This is a genomic window from Thermosynechococcus sp. M3746_W2019_013 (assembly GCF_015296045.1).
Classification (GTDB): Bacteria; Cyanobacteriota; Cyanobacteriia; order Thermosynechococcales; family Thermosynechococcaceae; genus Thermosynechococcus.
In genome coordinates this window covers 1-19572 of the sequence record NZ_DVDW01000041.1, presented here as the reverse complement: position 1 = coordinate 19572, position 19572 = coordinate 1, and the positions used below count along the sequence as shown (strand labels likewise).

Below are 19572 nucleotides of genomic sequence, written 5' to 3'. Positions count from 1 at the left end.
ACGCTCGACCGCATCTTTGCCATCGAGGATGAGGAGACGCGCGACTGGCTCATCGCGCGGATCATCGCGAACGACGCCCAGCGCGACGAGTGGGTGCGGCTCTATGGGGACATTGAGACGTGGGGACAAGGAGACAAGGGGACTAGGGGACTAGGGGACGGGGTGACTGGTTCGCTCCCATTCACGCTGTCGTCAAGTCTCCATGTCTCCCTGTCTCCCAATCTCCAAGTCCCCCGGTCGCTCATGGTGGACACGCGGCACTTCGATGAAGCCTTCAAGCTTCGGCTGCTTGCGGCGATTCCGGATATTGACGAGGAAACCGATGGATTACTCATTCACAGCGAGAATTTCCAGGCACTTGCCCTCTTGGAGAGGACGTTCAGGGGCCGGATTGATAGCGTATATGCCGATCCACCGTACAACACCGGGAACGACGGTTTCACCTACAAGGACCGGTACCAACACTCAACGTGGCTTTCGATGATGGTTGATAGGCTGGCACTCATACTCCGGCTCGCCACTGATAGCGCTTCGATGGCCTGTAGTATTGACGAGAACGAATGCCGCCGGCTCAGCGAGCTTTTGGACGTCTGCTGTCCAAGCCTGCTTGGAACAGTGATCGTTCAGAATAATCCCGCGGGCAGGTCTATGGATAAGAATCTGTCCACATCCCATGAATATCTTGTCGTTGCGGCTCTTGGACCTAATGCTTCGCTGCTTGGGCTTCCACGGTCAGACGAATACATTGTTAAATCTTTTTCAGAGCAAGACGAGGTTTCACGTTTTAGGTGGGTGGAGTTGCGGAATACCCATCGTGAATATGGTCGCCATAACCGTCCCAACTTATGCTATCCGCTTTACGTAAAGACAGAAACAGGCGAAGTCTTTTTGGAGCCGCAAATCGATACGGTCGAAATTTGGCCTTTCTGGGAGGATGGATTTGAAGGATGTTGGACTTGGGGGCGTGACTTGGTTGCAGCTCAAACAGAATTGCTGTGTGGTAGGGAAGTTCGAGGAAAGATCAGAATATTCCGAAAAGCACGGGTTATAGATGAGCAAGGAAGAGTGCGTTTGGAACAGCCGAAGACGATTTGGCTAGGCCCTGAAGTCAGGACCGAGAAGGGGCGAAGAACACTTGATGAGATGTTTGGCCGAACTGTGTTTCGTGCTCCTAAGCCCATTGGTTTGATTCAGAAGTGGATCCATCTATCCTTGCCTCCAGTGGGGTATGTTCTTGACGCTTTTGCAGGATCTGGAACCACAGGCCACGCTTGTGTAGATTTGATGCGTCAGGGATATGCACGCTGCAAATACATTCTTATAGAGATGGGGCGAGAGTTCTACGAAGTGCTAATTCCGCGGTTGAAAAAGGCAGTTTACTCGAAAGACTGGCAAGACGGCAAACCCAAGCAGATGCCCACAATGGATGAAATCGAACGCAGTCCACGCATTATGAAGATTCTCCGCCTCGAATCCTACGAGGACACGCTCAACAACCTCGAGCTTAAACGAACCGAAGTCCAGCAATCCATCCTCGAACAGTACTCAGACTTCCGCGAAGACTACATGCTCCGCTACATGCTCGACGTGGAAAGCCGCGGGAGCGCTTCGCTCCTCAACATCGACCGCTTCGAGGACCCCTTCAGCTACAAACTCAACATCGCCACCGGGACCGCCGGCGAGACGAAGCCCACGGTCGTGGACCTCGTCGAGACGTTCAACTACCTCATCGGCCTGCGCGTGAAGACCATTGACCACATCGGGGGCGTGCGCGTGGTGACGGGCGTTTTGGGACTGGGAGACGGGGGGACCGGGGGACAAGGGGAAAAAGTGCTCATCCTTTGGCGCAACACCCGAGAGATGGACAACGACAGGCTGGATGATTGGTTCAAGAAGCAGGGCTACAACACGCGGGATCAGGAGTTCGACATCATCTACGTAAACGGCGACAACAACCTGGAGAACCTCCGCAAGGCGGACCAGACCTGGAAGGTGCGGCTCATCGAAGAGGAATTCCAACGGCGCATGTTTGACGTGGCTGACGTGTGACAAGGCGATAGGGAGACAGGGCGACATGGCGAAGATAGCCTCACACAAGGAGTTAGCCGTTTGGAATAACGCCATGGATGCCGCGATGAAGATTTTCGAGATGACGAAGTCATTTCCGGTCGAGGAAAAGTACAGCATGGTGGATCAGATGCGGCGCAGCTCGCGTTCCGTCGCGGCAAATCTTGCGGAGGCGTGGCGAAGGCGACGATACGAGGCAGCCTTTACAGCGAAGCTTAACGACGCAGAGGCGGAAGCAACGGAAGTCCAAACGTGGATCGAGCTTGCATTTCGTTGCGGTTACGTAGATCAGAATGCGGCGGCCGAATTGGATCAAGCTTACGAACACATCATCGGGCAGATCGTCACCATGATTCGCCAGCCCGAAAAGTGGACCGTGGGTGATCGAACCGGAGGCAAAGGCTGATGGCCCGAAGGCGCGCATCACCTGGTCGCCAAGTCTCCCAGTCTCCTGCTCTCAAATTCGAGCAGCGGCTGGTGCTTCACCAGTGGATGCTCGATCTCTTCGGCGTGAGCAGCTTCGAGCGCCTGGCGGCTAACCTAAAGGCCCCAGAGTTAGAAGGCTTCGATGAAAACAACGTCACCCGCTTCCACCACGTTTTGCGACTAGGTGACATGGAGACAAGGGGACAAGGCGACCGCTCCCCGTCGCCCCGTCGCCAAGTCTCCCCGTCCGAGCTTTTGGCCTACGACCAAAACATCGTGCGCCACTGGCGGCGGATCACGGAGCGGCGGAACCATGCGGGGCCGTTCCTGTATCCCAAGTACTTCCAGTACCTAGCACTGCTCTTTACCGAAATCTACCTTGACCGGTACTTCCGCGACCCGGAGGGCCTGCTCACCGAACTAAATGCCCACGTGGGCGCCTTCAATGCGCGACTAGGTGACATGGAGACAAGGGGACAAGGCGACCTCTCCCCGTCACCTCGTCGCCAAGTCTCCCCGTCACAGATCGAGCCGTACACGAGGCAGGACCTGAACAAGGTCGCGTTCTGGATGGCCACCGGCAGCGGCAAGACGCTGCTCATGCACATCAACATCCTCCAGTACCAGCACTACTTGAACCTGCACGGCGGTAAGCCGGTAAACCGCGTCATCCTGCTTACGCCCAACGAGGGGCTCTCCCACCAGCATCTGGCGGAGTTCCAGCTTTCGGGCATCGAGGCCGATCTGTTCTCCAAGGAAGGCCGGGGTCTCTTCACGGGCCGCGCGGTGGAGATCCTCGACATCCACAAGCTGCGCGACGAGATGGGCGAGAAGACCGTGGCCGTGGACGCCTTCGAGGGCAATAACCTGGTGCTCGTGGACGAGGGGCATCGGGGGACCAGCGGCACAAAAGAAGGTGCCTGGATGCAAAAGCGGAACCTGCTCTGCGAAAACGGATTCTCATTCGAGTACTCGGCGACCTTCGGCCAGGCGATGAACGCCAGCGAGAACCGCGAGCTGGAGCAAGTCTACGCCAAGTGCATTCTGTTCGATTACTCGTACAAGTACTTCTACGGCGACGGCTACGGCAAGGACTACCGCATCCTGAACCTGGCCGATGACTCAGACGAAACGATCCGCTGCAGGTATCTCACCGCTTGCCTTGTCACATTTTATCAACAGCTCAAGCTCTACCGCGATAAGGCGCATGAGTTTCGACCGTTCCTCATTGAGCGCCCGCTTTGGGTCTTCGTCGGCGGCAGCGTCAATGCGGTGCGCTCCGAAAACAAACGCAAAGTTTCCGACGTGGTGGACATTCTTTTGTTCTTGGCCAGTTTCGTGCGCGAGCGCAACACAAGCGTCGGGACGATTGAACGGCTGCTCAAGGGAAACTCTGGCTTGCTTGATCAACAGAACCGGGACATCTTCGCCGGGGCGTTTCAGTATCTGAACACCCTTGGCTTGACGCCCGACCAGGTCTTCGACGATATCCTGCACGTCCTCTTCCATGCTTCCACGACCGCCGCACTGCATGTGGAGAACTTGAAAGGTACGGATGGTGAGGTGGCGCTACGGCTGGGGGACAACGAGCCCTTTGGCGTGATCAACGTCGGCGACGTCTCGGCCCTTTGCAAGCTCTGCGAGGAACAGCAAGAACTTGTGGTCACAGAGAAGGCGTTCTCCGGTTCCCTATTCCGCACCCTGAATGATGAGGCGTCCACGATTAATATCCTCATTGGGTCCAAGAAGTTCACCGAGGGCTGGTCAAGCTGGCGGGTCAGCACCATGGGGCTGATGAACATCGGGCGGAACGAAGGCCCGCAGATCATTCAGCTCTTCGGGCGCGGTGTCCGGCTCAAGGGGAAGGACTTCTCGCTCAAGCGCAGCCGGCGGCTGGAGCGACAGGCCGTACCAAAACACATCGAGACCCTGGAGACGCTCAACATCTTCGGCATCCGCGCGGACTACATGCGCCAGTTCAAGGAGTACCTCGAGGACGAGGGCCTGCCGGCGAACGAGGACCGGATCGAGTTCGTGCTCCCCGTGATCAAGAACCTTGGGAGCAAGAAGCTGAAGATCGTGCGGCTCAAGGAGGGCGTCAATTTCAAAACAAATGGTCAAAAGCCGGTGCTCGACGGCGAACCGCCCGAGTTTTTGAAAAGGTACCCGGTTATCCTTGACTGGTATCCCAAGTTGCAGGCCATGGCCAGCGGCGCCGGTCGGACGAGCACGCAGTTGGCAGAGCGGGATCGGTGCTACTTCGAACAATCACACCTGGCGTTCTTCGATTTCGACGCGATCTACTTCGAGCTTCAACAGTTCAAGAACGAGCGTGCCTGGCACAACCTCACTCTTCCGCGCAAGAGCCTCCCGGCTCTCCTCGGGCGGAAGGACTGGTACGTCCTATTCATTCCCAAGGAGGAGATGCAGTTCTGGTCGTTCCAGCAGGTCCAGCGCTGGCAGGAGATTGCGGCGGCTCTCGTCAAGAAATACCTGGATCGCTACTACAAGTTCAAGAAACAGGAATTCGAGGGCGACCACCTGGAGTACCAGCAGCTGTCCGCGGACGATCCCAACTTCGTGAGCGAGTACCGATTGCTCATCGAGCAGTCGCGCGAGGACATTGTCCAGAAGCTGGAGGCGATCAAGAGCCTTATGGAAAGCGGACGCCTCAAAGAAGCAGAATTCTCTAAATTGGCTTTTGAGCAAGATTCCTTCAGAGCAATAGTTTTTGCTGGTCACCTTTACCAGCCGCTCATCTACGTCGGCAACAACCTGATCGAGGTTAAGCCTGTAGTGCTGGAGAATCAGGGTGAGCGCGATTTTGTTTTGGATCTTCAGAAGTTCTGCGAATCGAGTGATGGTGAGAACTTTCTTAAGGGCAAGGAGCTCTATCTGCTCCGCAACCTGAGTCGTGGTCGCGGCATCGGCTTTTTCGAGGCGGGTAACTTTTATCCTGACTTCATTCTTTGGCTTCTGGTGGATGGCAAGCAATATGTCTCATTCATCGACCCCAAGGGGCTACGGAATCTGGAGGGCCCGGAGGACCCGAAGATCCGATTCCACCTGACGATCAAGGAATTGGAGCGCCAACTGGATGACCCGACGGTGGTCCTAAATTCCTTCATCGTGGCCAGCACGCCCTTCAATCAGGTCAAATGGTGGAATGGCGGTATGACCAAGGAGGAGTTGGAGAAACGGAACGTTCTTTTCCAGCAGGAGGACAGGGATACCTACGTCAAAATACTTTTGAACAAAATACTTTTGAATACGTGCTTGCAATAGGGCACAATATCGCCGTCATTGCCGACGAGGTGTACCGCTGGCCATGCCAGTAGCCGTTGAATTTGGTCGTGGCTGATCCCTCCACCCAGGAGAGAAAACAACCCGGTAGTCGTCGTCTGCCCAAAGGCGCTAATTAGGTAATCGCTGTACAGGTCAAGAAATTTGCCATTTTGCATGCGCCAAGTTTACTCAAAACTGCGTAAGGTGAGTTAAAACTCAGAACTGACCAAGGCGGAGCAGGCGGAACCCCTGCAGCAGACCGGGGACACGGTGGGCAAGGCGGGACAGCTGGTTGAGAAGATTCAGAAGGTCATCTCCGTTGGCGTGCTCTCCGAGGGCTGGGATGGCAAGACGGTCACGCACATCATAGAGCTTCAAGCCTTCACATCGCAGCTTCTGTGCGAGCAGGTGGTGGGCCGCGGCTTGCGGCGCAGGTCTTACGAAATCAACCCGGAGACGGGAGTGTTCGAGCCGGAGCATGTCGGAGTAGGTCAATATCGTTGGCCTGCTCTTTACCTTCTTGCCGCGTGAAGGCGCGCAAGACGGCCCTCTCCCCCACCTAAGACCGTTGCTGAACCGGACCCGGCCATTCCCCTGTTGCCCTTAGGCGACAGCACCCTGGGCCCGTTTGTTTATAGTTTTCATTTGCCTGAACCAGTCAATCAGTTGCTCTAGCTGTTTCTCCATCGGTTGGATCCCCAGACCCCGGACAGTAACTTTCCCTTGGCTATAGACAAAGCGGCTCTGCAGGTGGCTAGGGAGTTGCTCTAGGAGCAGCTTCCAAGCGGGTTCTGCCATGGGAGTTTCCAAGATCACGTGTTGCTTGCCTTCGGGACGAATGCGACGAATGCCGCACTGGCGGGCCAGTTGTTTAAGTTCCACTACCCGCAGCAGTTGTTGGACGGATTTGGGGAGAGGGCCGTAGCGATCGCTCCATTCCGCTGCCAATTGCATCAAGTCTTCTTTTGTTGCGGCAGCGGACACGGCGCGGTAGGCGGCCATCTTTTGCGCTAAGTCAGGCATATAGTCAGCGGGAATAAAGGCGGTGACATTTAGATCCACCTGGGTATCGTCTACCGTGGGAATCTCTTGACCGCGAATTTCAGCGATCGCCTCCTCTAGCAGCTCCACATAGAGATCAAAGCCGACGCTGTCTAGTTGACCATGCTGCTCGACCCCCAAGAGATTGCCAACACCGCGAATCTCCATGTCCCGCATCGCCAGTTGGTAGCCCGATCCCAGTTGCGTAAATTCCTGAATGGCCCGCAGCCGTTGACGGGCGGCATCGGTGAGCACCTCTTGACGGGGGTAAAATAACCAGGCATGGGCCTGAATCCCAGCGCGTCCGACCCGCCCCCGCAGTTGGTAGAGTTGAGCCAAACCAAATTGCTGCGCATCCTCCACCAAAATGGTATTGACGCGGGGAATATCCAGGCCGGACTCAATGATGGTCGTACAAACAAGAAGATCGGCCTCGCCATTGCTAAAGCCAAGCATCGTGGATTCCAGTTCGCCTTCCGGCATCTGGCCATGGGCAATGAGAATCCGGGCGCCAGGCACCATTCCTTGGAGCTTTGCCGCCACCTCCTCAATGCCCTCAACCCGCGGGACAACATAGAACACTTGACCCCCCCGATCCAATTCTTGGCGAATGGCACTGCGCACTGTTTCTGGATCATAGGGGGCAAGGTGAGTTTGAATCGGACGCCGCGAGGGGGGAGGTGTGGTAATCAGGCTCATTTCCCGAACCCCCGACAGGGCCATATAGAGGGTGCGCGGAATCGGTGTCGCACTGAGGGTGAGGACATCCACTTGGGTTTTGAGGGTTTTGATTTTCTCCTTTTGGTTGACGCCAAAACGTTGTTCCTCATCCACCACCAGCAGTCCTAAGTCCCGGAATTTGACCGTTTTGCTCAGGAGTTGATGAGTTCCCACGACAACATCAATTTCGCCAGTTTTGAGTTTTTGTAGAATGTCTTGGCGCTCCCGCTCACTGCGAAAGCGGTTGAGTAGCCCCACTTGAATGGGATAGGGGGCAAAGCGTTCCTTGAGGGTATGGTAATGCTGCTGCGTCAGGATCGTGGTGGGGGCAAGAACGGCCACCTGTTTGCCCGCCATTACCGCCTTAAAGATGGCGCGAATTGCCACCTCGGTTTTACCAAAGCCAACATCCCCGCACACCAGCCGATCCATGGGGCGATCGCTCTCCATATCAGCCTTAACCTCTTGGATAGCCTTGAGTTGATCGGGGGTGGGTTGATAGGGGAATGAGTCCTCCATCTCCTGCTGCCACGGTGTATCCGGCGGGAAGGCAAAGCCCTGTTGTTGGGCGCGTTGGGCATAGAGTTGCAGCAGATCCACCGCCACTTTTTGGATGGCCTTGCGCACCCGGGCTTTGGTCCGTTCCCAAGTGTTGCCCGTTAATTTGTTGAGTTGGGGCACCCTATCTCCCTGGGTGCGGTAGCGGGAAAGACTGTTGAGTTGATCGGCAGCAACGCGGAGAATGCCATCGGCATACTGCAAAACTAAGTACTCGCGAGTTTCATTGTTAAAGGTAAGCGTCTCTAGGCGCAGAAACTGACCAATGCCGTGTTGGCGATGGACGACGTAGTCCCCCGGCTGCAGCTTGTTGAGATCCACCTGTTTGGCAGCAGCCCGGCGGCGTTTACGCACATAGCCCAGGTTGACAAGGTTCTGCTGGCCAAAGAACTCGCGATCGCTCACCAGCACCGTGCGAAACGTGGGCAAGATAAAGCCACTGATTTCCGCGAGACCGCTGGCCTTCAGGGCAATGGGCAGTCGCTGCTGTTGCAGCTTATCAATGGCCAGAAAATCCTTGGGATTGGGCACAAATTGGGCGGGGCAATCATGCTCCTGCAAAAGCGCCACGGAGCGACTCGGCTGCGCAGACACCAACCATACGGTATAGCCCTTGTCCCGTTCCTCCCGCAGCGTTGCCGCCAAGCGGCCAAATTGGTGAGGAATCGCTGGAACCGCCCGTGCTGACAAATTGAGACCTAGCCCCTCACTGGCCAGTTCATAGAGGTGCAGCCGTTGAAACCGCTCGAGGGCTTGGGCACTGGCAGACCAGGGGCGATGGATGGGGGGCGGTGGTGTTTCAAGGCTTTGCCAGTAGGTGTGAGTCTGTTCATACCAGCGATCGCCATGGGCAGCACACAAGGGAGGCTCATCCACAGCAATGAGGGTTTGGGCAGGCAAATAATCCAAGAGGGAAGCTGGCTCCGGAAAAGCCAACCCAAGATAGCGCCGCAGTCCCTCCTCATCCTCTGGAATCAGATGGGCGTGATCCGCTGCCCGCAGGGCTTGGGCAATCAGGGGGGTAAAACTAATGGGTGTCAGTGTCACCTGCTCAAGGACATCCAGGCGATCGCCCTCGGCGTGGAGCGAGCGTTGAGTGGCCGGATCAAACTCCCGAATGGACTCAATCTCATCGCCAAACCACTGCAAGCGTACTGGGAGTTCCGCCGAGACGGGGAAAATATCCACAATATCGCCGCGCCGACTCCACTGACCCTCCGTTTCTACTAAAGAAACCCGCTCATAACCTAGGGCTGCCAAGGTGGTGGCCACCTCCCCTAGGGCGTACTCTTGACCCACCTGCCAGGTTAAACAGGCAGCACGAAACTGCTCTGGTGGGGGCAAATGGGGTTGCAGTGCCCGTTCCGTGGTGACAATTGCAATATTGGGGCGATCGCTCTCGACTAAGACTTGCAGTTGCCCCCAGACCATCTCCGCTTCCAAGTCAAAGAGGTCATAGGGAGAGGCCGCCGATGTCGGGTAAAAGAGAACCGCATCCCAACCCATGAGTTCCAATTGCGCCGCCCAGCGTCCCCCCTCCTCTAGGGTGGACGTAATCACACACAGCGATTGCTGACTCTGCTGGGCCAATGTAGTGGCCACCAAGCCCTTGACAAGGCGGGGCATCCCCGTAAGGACCAGTTCCCGTTGGTGTTGTAATTTGCTGAGCAGTTCAGCCGTCAGCGGCAGCTTACCCCAACTGCGGGGAATTGCCATCAAGGACATAGACAGTGTCGGCGCTAGGACTTTAGACTTGAATCTCTACCCCTTAGGGGAGCATTAGCAAATTAGCAAATAATCGAATCAAATAATCAAAATAATCAAATAATAAAGTCTTACACTCCACTCCTTCTCTAAAATAGGGGATACATCAAGGGGATGCAATCCAGAAACTTCGTTCATAATTATTGAAGAGATAGACTTCCCGACATTTGATGACGCGATCGCCCGATATTCCAGATATTGACAGTCCCTCTCCTAACCCCTCAGCCATTGTTGACACTTCGTTTGAGGAAAACGTCCCCATTGACCCGGAGGATGAACTGCCCAACGAGGTGGAAATGTCCCTTTGGGATCACCTTGAGGAGTTGCGGCAGCGGCTCTTTGTTGTCCTCGGCACTGTTGCTGTCACCATTGTGCTCTGCTTTACCCAAGTCCGCTGGATCATTCAGTTCCTAGAAAAACCAGCCCAGGGCGCGAAGTTCCTGCAACTGAGTCCGGGGGAGTACTTTTTTGTCTCCTGTAAAGCGGCGGCCTACAGTGGCATTCTGCTAGCCACTCCAATGATTCTCTACCAAGCAATCCGTTTTATCCTGCCGGGATTGACACGGCGTGAGCAACGCTTGCTGGCACCGGTGGTTTTCGGTTCATCCCTTCTCTTTATTGCCGGTTTGGTGTTTGCCTATACCCTCTTGGCTCCCGCCGCCCTTGGCTTTTTCATTAGCTATGGGGCAGATGTGGTTGAGCAACTGTGGTCGATTGATCGCTATGTGGACTTTATTTTGCTGCTGCTGCTTGCCACTGGTCTCGCCTTTCAAGTCCCCATTCTGCAGTTGGTCCTCATTGCCCTAGGCATTGTCTCGATTCCGCAAATGCTCAGCCAATGGCGCTACGTGGTGATTATTGCCGTGGCCGTGGCAGCGGTCTTGACCCCCTCCATTGACCCGATTACTCAAGGCCTGTTGGCGGGTGCGCTGCTTGCTCTGTACTTTACGGGGATTGGCTTGGCTAAGCTCATGGGGGTGGGGCGTTCTTAAAATAGCCCCAAAAAAGACTCAATTAGAAAAGATGATTTTGGCGATAAAAATCAATTATTGCGATCGTCCCTAGAACTTATCAAGGCTCTCAATAGAGATGATATGCTGAGGTTGCCAAATCAGTGCGTTCCTTGGCGATCGCAAGAATGGCACCACTTTAACAGTTTTTTGTGTTTAGGAGCAGTCTTCATGCCCATTGCCCTTGGGATGGTGGAGGTACTGGGTCACCCCCCTGCCTTAGCTGTTGCGGATGTCATGGTGAAAGCGGCGCGCGTTACCCTTGTGGGCTATGAAGTGGTCAGTGGTGCTCGCCTGACAATTATTGTGCGCGGTGATGTTTCTGAAGTGCAAATTGCCGTTGCAGCGGGTGTCGAAGCCGCTAAGAAAATTCCAGCTCAGAGTCCCAAGGAAAAAACACTCTATTTATCATCAACAGTGATCCCGCGCCCCCACGAGAATTTAGAGGCCGTTTTCCCGAAAATGCGGTTCCAATATGGCGATGGCTGGGAGCGTTTTCTCGTTTAGCAGCCTTGAAAGGGCTTCGCCAAGTTTTCCTAATGAGCAAAACTTCACCGCTGAGATAATTGTCTTAGCGGGGAGCAACCCACCCAACCAACTATCTCAACAGTGAAGCCTCAAAATCTCTAGGAAACAGCTTTAGAGGGGTACCTAGGCCAGACCAGTATTGACCCCGGGCTTACCCGTAAACAGTTCCACTTTCACAATTTTGCCACCCATTTTTTGGATGCGTTGTTGCTCGCGGAACCAGTTTTCGTAGGGCACCAGTTTCGTGAAATAGGTATTTTGCAGTTCGCGCTGGGTGCGAATACGGGTTTGACTCGGCACGCAGGCGGTAATTTTGAACATGCGCATGGGATGGGACTCCAAATCTGTGTGGGGGGATTACACGTCTGGGAGCTAAAGGCCAGATTCAGACTGTTTAAGCACAATTGCCATGACAGGCTGACACTCTAACCCCTAACTCCCAGACAGATGTGCGACTGGAGAGCTGTATCTAGCTTAAGCCAGAGCAGATGTAGTCAAAGTAGATGCCCATTTCTTTGCCGGCATCCGCACCCACCAAGCTGGCAGTGACTTCTTTCATGGCTTGGATGGCTTGCACAGTGGCAGCGATGGGCACGCCCAAGGAGTTGTAGGTTTCTTTCAAGCCATTGAGCACCCGCTCATCGAGGATAGAAGGATCCCCCGCCAACATGGCATAGGTGGCATAGCGCAGGTAGTAGTCGAGGTCGCGGATACAGGCTGCATAGCGACGAGTGGTATACATGTTGCCACCGGGACGGGTGATGTCAGAGTACAGCAGGGATTTGGCCACTGCTTCTTTGACAATGTTGGCGGCATTGGCACTGATCACACTCGCAGCCCGCACCCGCAGTTCACCAGTTGCGAAGTAAGCTTTCAGCTTCTCCATGGCGGCAGTGTCGAGGTATTTGCCTTGTACGTCAGAGGCGTTGATGACAGCGGTAATCGCGTCTTGCATAGTTCTTTTTCCTCAAAAACGATTTGGATGATGGATCAATCTAAGGATGCTGAGGCGACCTACTGCATGGCGCCAATCACGAAGTCAAAGTAAGAACCGGCTTCAGCGGCATCTTCCGCAGACAGCAGCGAGCAAGCAACGTTCTTCATGGCGCGAATCCCTTCGGCCACAGCGGGAATGGGGGTACCGAGGGAGTTGTACATTTCACGCACACCCACCAAACCAATTTCTTCGATGGGGGTGACATCACCAGCAACGATACCGTAGGTCACAAGCCGCAGGTAGTAGTCGAGGTCACGCAGGCAGGTGGCGGTCATTTCTTCACCGTAGGCATTGCCACCGGGGGAGACCACATCAGGCCGTTTTTGGAAGAGTTGATCGCCCGCTTGCTTGACAATGCGCTCGCGGTTTTCCGTCAGGGTTTGGGCAATGCGCAGACGGCGCTCGCCAGTGCTGACAAAGTTTTTGATGCGATCCAGTTCACCGGGGCTGAGGTAACGGGCCTCGGCATCTGCATTCACGATCGATTTCGTGACGACGCTCATTGAGTTCCTCCAAAGTTGGAATTGTAAAACAAGGGTCTTGATAATGTGGCATCTGCCATTGGAATGTTACGACTTACCGAACTCCTGAAGGAGAGAGGTACGGGGATTGACCCGACCAGCTGCCGTAACCTTCCGCAAACATTCTCAGGCATAGGGGGGACATCTCCCACATCATCGCAATCCTTTTTAACATTCTTAACGTTTTTTCAAAAATCTGCTAAGGGCAGCTATTCCAGCCATTCAATAATGCGGGTGCCAAGGTCGAGGGGAATATTCACAGCCTTGCCGAGGCGGGGCTTTTCACGGGTGGTCTCAATATAGGTGCAGACCTGCTGGGCACAGCCCCAGTCATTGAGGTGCTGCGCGATCGCCCCTAGGTGGGCAGCATAGTCTTCGGGGGTATCAGGATAAGAAGCCTGCTCAAGGTAGCGCCACATGACCTGCAAAAAGATGCGATGGCCAACGCGGCGAAACTGAAGATCAAAGGAGCGCCCCCATTTGCGCAGGAGCAAGGCATGGAGTTCATCACCAGTAAGGGGCGTCAGCATTGGTTCAGCCCTTGTGGTTGGGACGGCTCGGACAATGTGATAATAGTTAACAGACGTAATTATTTTACGGCTGTCCGTTTCGATTTCTTAGTAAATAAGCGTAAACCATGGCTCAAGTTTCTGGAATGTCCGATGTGCCCGATATGGGGCGGCGACAGTTTATGAATCTACTGACGTTTGGTACCATCACCGGTACGGCGTTGGGTGCCCTCTACCCGGTCGTCAAGTACTTCATTCCGCCCTCCAGTGGGGGCACAGGGGGGGGTGTGGTTGCCAAGGATGCCTTGGGCAAAGATATTAAGGTTTCCGAGTATCTCACAAAGCATCTGCCGGGCGATCGCTCCCTTGCCCAAGGGATTAAAGGGGATCCCACCTACGTGATTGTTACTGAGGATCACCAAATTGCCAATTACGGCTTGAATGCTGTCTGCACTCACCTTGGTTGCGTGGTCCCTTGGAATGTGAGTGAAAACAAGTTCATTTGCCCCTGCCACGGCTCTCAATACGACAGCACAGGTAAAGTGGTGCGTGGCCCCGCTCCCCTCTCCTTGGCACTAGTGAATGCCACTGTAACCGAAGATGACAAACTGGTGTTTACCCCCTGGACGGAAACCGATTTCCGCACGGGCAAAGAACCTTGGTGGACGTAAAAAGAAATTTAGGGAGTGGTATGAAACACTTGTTCAAATCCTTGATGCTGGCGATCGCCCTTGCCGCCAGTGTACTTCTCTGGTCACCGCAAGCGCAGGCCTATCCATTCTATGCCCAGCAGGGATACGACAGTCCTCGGGAAGCCACCGGTCGGATTGTCTGTGCCAACTGCCACTTAGCTGCGAAGCCCATCCAAGTCGAAGTGCCCCAAGCCGTTACCCCCGATGCCGTTTTTGAAGCGGTGGTGAAAATTCCCTACGACACCAGTGTGCAACAGGTGCTGGGGGATGGCTCTAAGGGGGGTCTGAATGTCGGTGCGGTGCTGATGCTGCCAGAGGGCTTCAAAATTGCTCCCCCCGATCGCCTCCCCGAGGAGCTGCAAGCCAAAACCAGCGGCATTTACTACCAACCCTACAGTGACGATAAGCAAAACATTATTCTGGTGGGGCCGCTACCGGGTGAGCAGTATCAGGAAATTGTTTTCCCCATCCTCGCCCCCAACCCAGCGACGGATAAATCCATCCACTTCGGTAAATACTCTGTCCATGCCGGGGGCAATCGCGGTCGCGGCCAAGTCTATCCCAATGGCGAAAAGAGCAACAACAATGTCTTTACGGCACCGATTGCGGGCACGATTACGAGTATTACCGCTAACCCCGATGGCAGCACGGCGGTGGTGATTACCCCCGAGAGTGGCGAAGCAGTGACGGAAACCATTCCCGCTGGTCCTGAGCTCATTGTCGGTGAAGGCCAAACGGTGGCCGCTGGTGCAGCCCTGACTAACAATCCCAATGTGGGTGGTTTTGGCCAAAAAGACACGGAAATTGTCCTTCAGGATCCCAACCGCATTAAGTGGTTGCTGGTCTTCTTTGCTGCCATTACACTGTCCCAGATTCTCTTGGTGTTGAAGAAGAAACAGGTGGAGAAAGTACAAGCAGCAGAGATGAGCTTTTAGGGAGTTGTATCCCCAACGGTCGTGCGATACCTCCATGACACGATTGTGGCGATCGCCACGGCTATTGTGCCCCAGCAAGGGAGTATCGGCATTGTCCGTCTCTCCGGAGCCAAAGCGGTAGCGATTGCCCAATCTTTATTTGAGGCCCCTGGCAAGCAGCCTTGGGAATCCCACCGTATTCTCTATGGCTATGTCCGAGACCCCCAAACCAAGGAACGGGTAGATGAAGCGCTCCTACTTTTAATGCTTGCTCCCCGCTCCTATACCCGCGAAGATGTGGTGGAATTTCATTGCCACGGTGGCTTGATACCGGTACAGCGAGTGCTGCAATTGTGTATTGCTGCAGGTGCCCGCCTCGCAGATCCGGGGGAATTTACGCTGCGTGCTTTCCTCAACGGTCGCCTTGATCTCACCCAAGCTGAGAGTGTGGCTGAACTGGTGGCTGCCCAATCCACCGCAGCCGCCCAAATCGCCCTCGCCGGCCTCACGGGTAAATTGGCTCGTCCCCTCCAGCAGATTCGGCAAACTTGCTTATCTCTGTTGGCAGAAATTGAAGCGCGCCTAGACTTTACCGATGAGCTACCTCCCCTGGATCCAGCAGCCATTGCTGAACAAATTCGCCAGTTACAACACCAAGTAGAGGTGTTTTTAGCCACGGCAGAGCGGGGAGCGCTGATCCGCACCGGGCTGAAAGTGGCAATTGTTGGCCGGCCCAATGTGGGGAAGTCCAGTTTGCTGAATGCTTGGAGTCGGAGCGATCGCGCCATTGTCACCGATTTGCCGGGCACCACCCGTGATATTGTTGAGTCTCAATTGGTAGTCGGTGGGATTCCAATCCAAGTGCTTGATACCGCAGGTATTCGCGAGACCGATAACCTTGTGGAACAAATTGGCGTCCAGCGATCGCGCCAAGCCGCCCTCAGCGCTGATCTCATCCTCTTTGTCATTGATGCTAGTCAAGGGTGGACAGCTGCAGATCAGGAGATTTACGACCAACTCCAGCTGCAACGGCGGCGGCAGCAAGCGCCTCAGTCAGTCTTGGTGGTTTTGAACAAAGCGGATCTCCTCAGTGAAACCGTAGAAGTTAAAGATATTCTATTGCCCATTGCCCCCATTCCCACCGTACTGCTCTCGGCTCTCAGTCAAAGGGGAATTGAGCAGCTCGAGGAGGCCATTTTAGACCTTGTCCAGGGTCGAGGGGTGAGCGCCGCCAACCTAGACTTTGCGATCAACCAACGCCAAGCCGGGCTCTTGGAGCAGGTCCACCAATCCCTCAATCATGTGCTGGCGGCCATTGATGCCCAACTGCCCCTGGATTTTTGGACAATTGATCTGCATGCGGCTGCCCGTGCCCTTGGCACATTGACGGGGGAAGAGGTCAGCGAGTCAATCCTCACAGAAATCTTTAGCCGCTTTTGTATTGGTAAATAGGCTATGCTGGGCAAAACCAGTTATCGTTTTCTTCTTCCCTACGTATTGCGCTATTGGCGAACCCTCTCCCTAGCACTGTTGTGTACGGTGGGCTTTGTGGGCACGGCCCCCTTGGCTGCCCAGTTAGTGGGTCAAACCTCTGAACTTGTGGGGACCGGCAATGTGAGGCAGTTATTACCGTGGGCAGTGGCTGCCATCCTGCTCTTTCTTTGGCGGGGGATCTGTCAATTTGGTCAAGATGTGTTGATGGCCGATGCTGCTTTTCGGGTGGTTTACGATATTCGCCTAATTTTGTATGCCCACCTGCATCGCCTTGGGGTGGATTTTTTTGAGCGCATGGGTAGCGGTGATCTCACCTACCGATTAGCGGGGGATGTGGAGGCGATCGCGATCGCCATAATTAGAGTGTTTCAACAACTTTTGCCGGCCCTGCTAACGGCGATCGCCCTCATGGCCTATATGTTCTATCTCAACTGGCCACTCACCCTAGCGGCTTTGATCATCACTCCCCTGATGGTGGCCGCAATCAGTTGGTTTGGTGAGCGCTTACGCACTGCTTCGCGGCGTAATCAAGATGCCCTTGGCGGACTGTCCTCCTACCTTACGGAAACCTTCGCGGGAATTCGCTTAATCAAGGCATTTGCCACGGAGGAGACGATCTTTCAACGCTTTCAGCAAGAGGTGGAAAGGAACCGCCGGGCCTATTTTCAAATTGCTCGGATTCAGGCAACGCAGTACCCTGTGGTGGGTTTCTTAGAAGCCTTGAGTATCATGAGCTTGTTTCTGCTTGGGACATGGCAAATTGGCGCCGGCAATCTCACACCCGCGCAATTGATTAGCTTTGGCGCCGCTGCCGCTTTACTCATCGATCCCGTCAATCAAATCTCCAGCAGCTATAGCTCCCTCAAAGTTGCTGAAGCCTCTTTGGATCGCAGTTTTAGCCTATTGGCGATTGCACCGAATGTGCAAGAAGTCAGGGATGCCCAACCCTTACCCCCCATTACTGGCAAAGTAGAATACCGCCATGTGTGGTTTGCCTATGAGCCTGATCAACCCGTGCTCCAAGAGTTCAATCTCCTGGTGCAGCCTGGGGAAGTGGTGGCGCTGGTTGGCCATTCCGGGGCAGGCAAGTCAACCCTCATTAACCTCCTCCTGCGGTTCTACGATCCCCAAGCAGGGCAAATTCTCATTGATGGCATTGATATTAAAACCGTGACCCTCAAAAGCCTGCGGCGTCAAATTGGCATTGTGCCCCAGGAAACAATACTGTTTTCAGGCACCATTGCTGAAAATATTGCCTTTGGGGATTCTGAACCCGATTGGGAGCGACTGGTTGAGGCAGCCAAAATTGCCAATGCCCATGACTTTATTACTCAGCTTCCCGATGGTTATCAAACATGGCTCGGGGAGAGGGGTATCAATCTCTCAGGCGGCCAACGGCAGCGCCTGGCGATCGCCCGTGCCATTTATGCCGATCCGCGGATTTTAATTTTGGATGAGGCAACCTCCGCTTTGGACGCCGAATCAGAGACCTTAGTGCAAGATGCTTTGGAGAAGGCAATGAAGGGGCGTACCGCCTTTATTATTGCCCACCGTTTGGCCACGGTGCGTCGCGCCGATCGCATTCTTGTTCTAGAGCAGGGGCGGATCATTGAAAGTGGCACTCACCAAGAACTGCTTGCCCAGTCTGCCCGCTATGCCCAGTTCTACACCCAGCAGTATCTCCCAGACGCGGAATGACCTTTTTTCTCATGGGCTGGCCCTTTGGGTTCGTTCTATCTTCTGAATTTGGGATGGGATGTTTCCTCGACGGCGGGATGTGAAAATAGACGTTGAATTCTCAGATCAGCGAGGACGGCCATGGGGAGCATTATTTCTGTGCATTCTTTTCGCGGGGGCACAGGCAAATCAAATACAACCGCAAATCTGGGCTGTACCTTGGCGATATTGGGCTATCGGGTGGCGATCGTAGACACCGATATTCAATCCCCCGGTATCCATGTGCTCTTTGGCCTTGAGTCGGCAGATACGGAAAATGCCCTGAATGATTACCTGTGGGGACGCTGTGACATTACCGATGTGGCCCGTGATGTCAGCCATCTCATTACTGCCCATGGCCAGCAAGCCAAAGGAGCCATCTATCTTATTCCTTCTAGCCTCAAAACTAGTGAAATTACCCGTGTCTTGCGGGAGGGCTACGATGTCGGCCTGCTCAATGATGGTTTTCAGCAGTTGCTGCAAGGGCTGAATCTGGACTTTTTGCTGATTGATACCCACCCAGGACTGAATGAGGAAACCCTGCTGTCGATTACGATTTCCGATGCCTTGGTACTGATTCTGCGACCCGATCGCCAAGACTTTCAAGGGACAGCGGTCACCGTTGATGTGGCGCGACAGCTTGATGTGCCGAAAATGGTCATGGTGGTTAACAAAGTCCCCAGTGCTTTTAATCAAGACTCCCTCAAGCAGCAGGTGGAGACGACCTATGGTGTGCCGGTTGCGGGCATCCTACCTGTTTGTGAAGAGATGTTTCAACTGGGGAGCAGCGACATTTTCTGTTTACGCTACCCTGAGCATCCCTACAGTCTTATTGTCAGGAGTGTTGTGCAGCATTTGTTGGATTAGGATAGCCTAGGAGTAGGGACGGTTATTTTGATCCTTTCTGGGTGCCACTGCCGTTGAGGAACACTACCGATCATGAATAGTCAAGACGCCAGCAGTGATTCCGAGAGGTGTCTCAATCCAGCAGATTTACTGGTTTTGCCCGAGCGCCAGCGATCCCTTTTGACACTGATGATGCGCCAGCCGATGCCCTGCACTGTGCCAGAATTGGCTAACCAGCTGCACTGGTCTGCCCAGGACGTCAGCGCTACCCTCGCGGAGGTTCTTCAACTGGGCTACGTAACAGTTGACAATGACACCTACCGAGTTAAATTCGGACGGCGTACCCCGCGCGTCCAAGCCAAGGGTCAATCTCCCCGTGTCGCGGCGGTTTGGGACAAGTTGGGCTAGGTCTCAAGCGGAGGTTTTCAGTCACTTCCTCTAAATTATTAATTATTAATAATTATTAATAATTACTAGGGATAAC

The 19572-nt window shown here is 54.4% G+C and carries 16 protein-coding genes and 1 pseudogene; 12 read left to right on the top strand and 5 right to left on the bottom strand.

Annotation, left to right across the window (positions count from 1 at the left end):
* From IGQ16_RS07720 to IGQ16_RS07705, 4 genes and pseudogenes are all read left to right on the top strand, one after another.
* On the top strand, window positions 1-2049 hold a 2049-nt coding region (locus tag IGQ16_RS07720; RefSeq protein WP_297060916.1), incomplete at its 5' end, for a site-specific DNA-methyltransferase.
* 25 nt (window positions 2050-2074) lie between these two features.
* Window positions 2075-2473, top strand: coding sequence for a four helix bundle protein (locus IGQ16_RS07715; RefSeq protein WP_024125876.1), 399 nt, complete (start codon window positions 2075-2077; stop codon window positions 2471-2473).
* Between the two features lie 71 nt (window positions 2474-2544).
* Window positions 2545-5778: a DEAD/DEAH box helicase family protein gene (locus IGQ16_RS07710; RefSeq protein ID WP_297060907.1), complete on the top strand. Its 3234-nt coding sequence runs from the start codon at window positions 2545-2547 to the stop codon at window positions 5776-5778.
* A 222-nt stretch (window positions 5779-6000) separates the two neighbouring features.
* A pseudogene (locus IGQ16_RS07705) lies at window positions 6001-6342 on the top strand (type III restriction endonuclease subunit R); the annotation flags it as partial.
* Window positions 6343-6381: 39 nt separating this feature from the next.
* Here IGQ16_RS07705 and mfd read toward each other — a convergent pair.
* On the bottom strand, window positions 6382-9822 hold the full coding sequence (gene mfd, locus IGQ16_RS07700; protein ID WP_297060903.1) for a transcription-repair coupling factor: 3441 nt from the start codon (window positions 9820-9822) through the stop codon (window positions 6382-6384).
* Between the two features lie 209 nt (window positions 9823-10031).
* Between mfd and tatC the strand changes: the two genes are divergently transcribed.
* The gene (gene tatC, locus IGQ16_RS07695; RefSeq protein ID WP_297060901.1) at window positions 10032-10853 is read left to right on the top strand and encodes a twin-arginine translocase subunit TatC; all 822 of its coding nucleotides are present in this window, start codon (window positions 10032-10034) and stop codon (window positions 10851-10853) included.
* A 189-nt stretch (window positions 10854-11042) separates the two neighbouring features.
* Window positions 11043-11378, top strand: a complete 336-nt coding sequence (locus IGQ16_RS07690; RefSeq protein ID WP_024125880.1) for a carbon dioxide-concentrating mechanism protein CcmK — start codon at window positions 11043-11045, stop codon at window positions 11376-11378.
* Between the two features lie 144 nt (window positions 11379-11522).
* Here IGQ16_RS07690 and IGQ16_RS07685 read toward each other — a convergent pair whose 3' ends face one another.
* The 4 genes from IGQ16_RS07685 to IGQ16_RS07670 form a co-directional block, all read right to left on the bottom strand.
* Window positions 11523-11726 (bottom strand): phycobilisome linker polypeptide, encoded by a 204-nt coding sequence (locus IGQ16_RS07685; RefSeq protein ID WP_011056799.1) that lies wholly within the window; start codon window positions 11724-11726, stop codon window positions 11523-11525.
* 142 nt (window positions 11727-11868) lie between these two features.
* Window positions 11869-12354 carry an allophycocyanin subunit beta gene (gene apcB, locus IGQ16_RS07680; protein WP_011056800.1) on the bottom strand — a complete coding sequence of 162 codons (486 nt, stop codon included), beginning with the start codon at window positions 12352-12354 and terminating at the stop codon, window positions 11869-11871.
* A 59-nt stretch (window positions 12355-12413) separates the two neighbouring features.
* Window positions 12414-12899 (bottom strand): allophycocyanin subunit alpha, encoded by a 486-nt coding sequence (gene apcA / locus IGQ16_RS07675; RefSeq protein WP_011056801.1) that lies wholly within the window; start codon window positions 12897-12899, stop codon window positions 12414-12416.
* Window positions 12900-13126: 227 nt separating this feature from the next.
* Window positions 13127-13447, bottom strand: a complete 321-nt coding sequence (locus tag IGQ16_RS07670) for a DUF3067 family protein (protein WP_024125881.1) — start codon at window positions 13445-13447, stop codon at window positions 13127-13129.
* A gap of 107 nt (window positions 13448-13554) precedes the next feature.
* Here IGQ16_RS07670 and petC point away from each other — a divergent pair, with 107 nt between their 5' ends.
* The 6 genes from petC to IGQ16_RS07640 all read left to right on the top strand — a co-directional run bounded on the left by petC (window position 13555) and on the right by IGQ16_RS07640 (window position 19496).
* Window positions 13555-14097: a cytochrome b6-f complex iron-sulfur subunit gene (gene petC / locus IGQ16_RS07665; RefSeq protein WP_024125882.1), complete on the top strand. Its 543-nt coding sequence runs from the start codon at window positions 13555-13557 to the stop codon at window positions 14095-14097.
* Between the two features lie 20 nt (window positions 14098-14117).
* Window positions 14118-15053, top strand: a complete 936-nt coding sequence (petA, locus tag IGQ16_RS07660; RefSeq protein WP_024125883.1) for a cytochrome f — start codon at window positions 14118-14120, stop codon at window positions 15051-15053.
* A 21-nt stretch (window positions 15054-15074) separates the two neighbouring features.
* The gene (gene mnmE / locus IGQ16_RS07655) at window positions 15075-16484 is read left to right on the top strand and encodes a tRNA uridine-5-carboxymethylaminomethyl(34) synthesis GTPase MnmE (RefSeq protein ID WP_024125884.1); all 1410 of its coding nucleotides are present in this window, start codon (window positions 15075-15077) and stop codon (window positions 16482-16484) included.
* 3 nt (window positions 16485-16487) lie between these two features.
* Window positions 16488-18224: an ABC transporter ATP-binding protein gene (locus IGQ16_RS07650; protein WP_297060897.1), complete on the top strand. Its 1737-nt coding sequence runs from the start codon at window positions 16488-16490 to the stop codon at window positions 18222-18224.
* Between the two features lie 120 nt (window positions 18225-18344).
* Window positions 18345-19109 (top strand): MinD/ParA family protein, encoded by a 765-nt coding sequence (locus IGQ16_RS07645; RefSeq protein WP_024125886.1) that lies wholly within the window; start codon window positions 18345-18347, stop codon window positions 19107-19109.
* Between the two features lie 72 nt (window positions 19110-19181).
* Window positions 19182-19496 carry a MarR family transcriptional regulator gene (locus IGQ16_RS07640; protein WP_024125887.1) on the top strand — a complete coding sequence of 105 codons (315 nt, stop codon included), beginning with the start codon at window positions 19182-19184 and terminating at the stop codon, window positions 19494-19496.
* Window positions 19497-19572 lie beyond the last annotated feature (76 nt).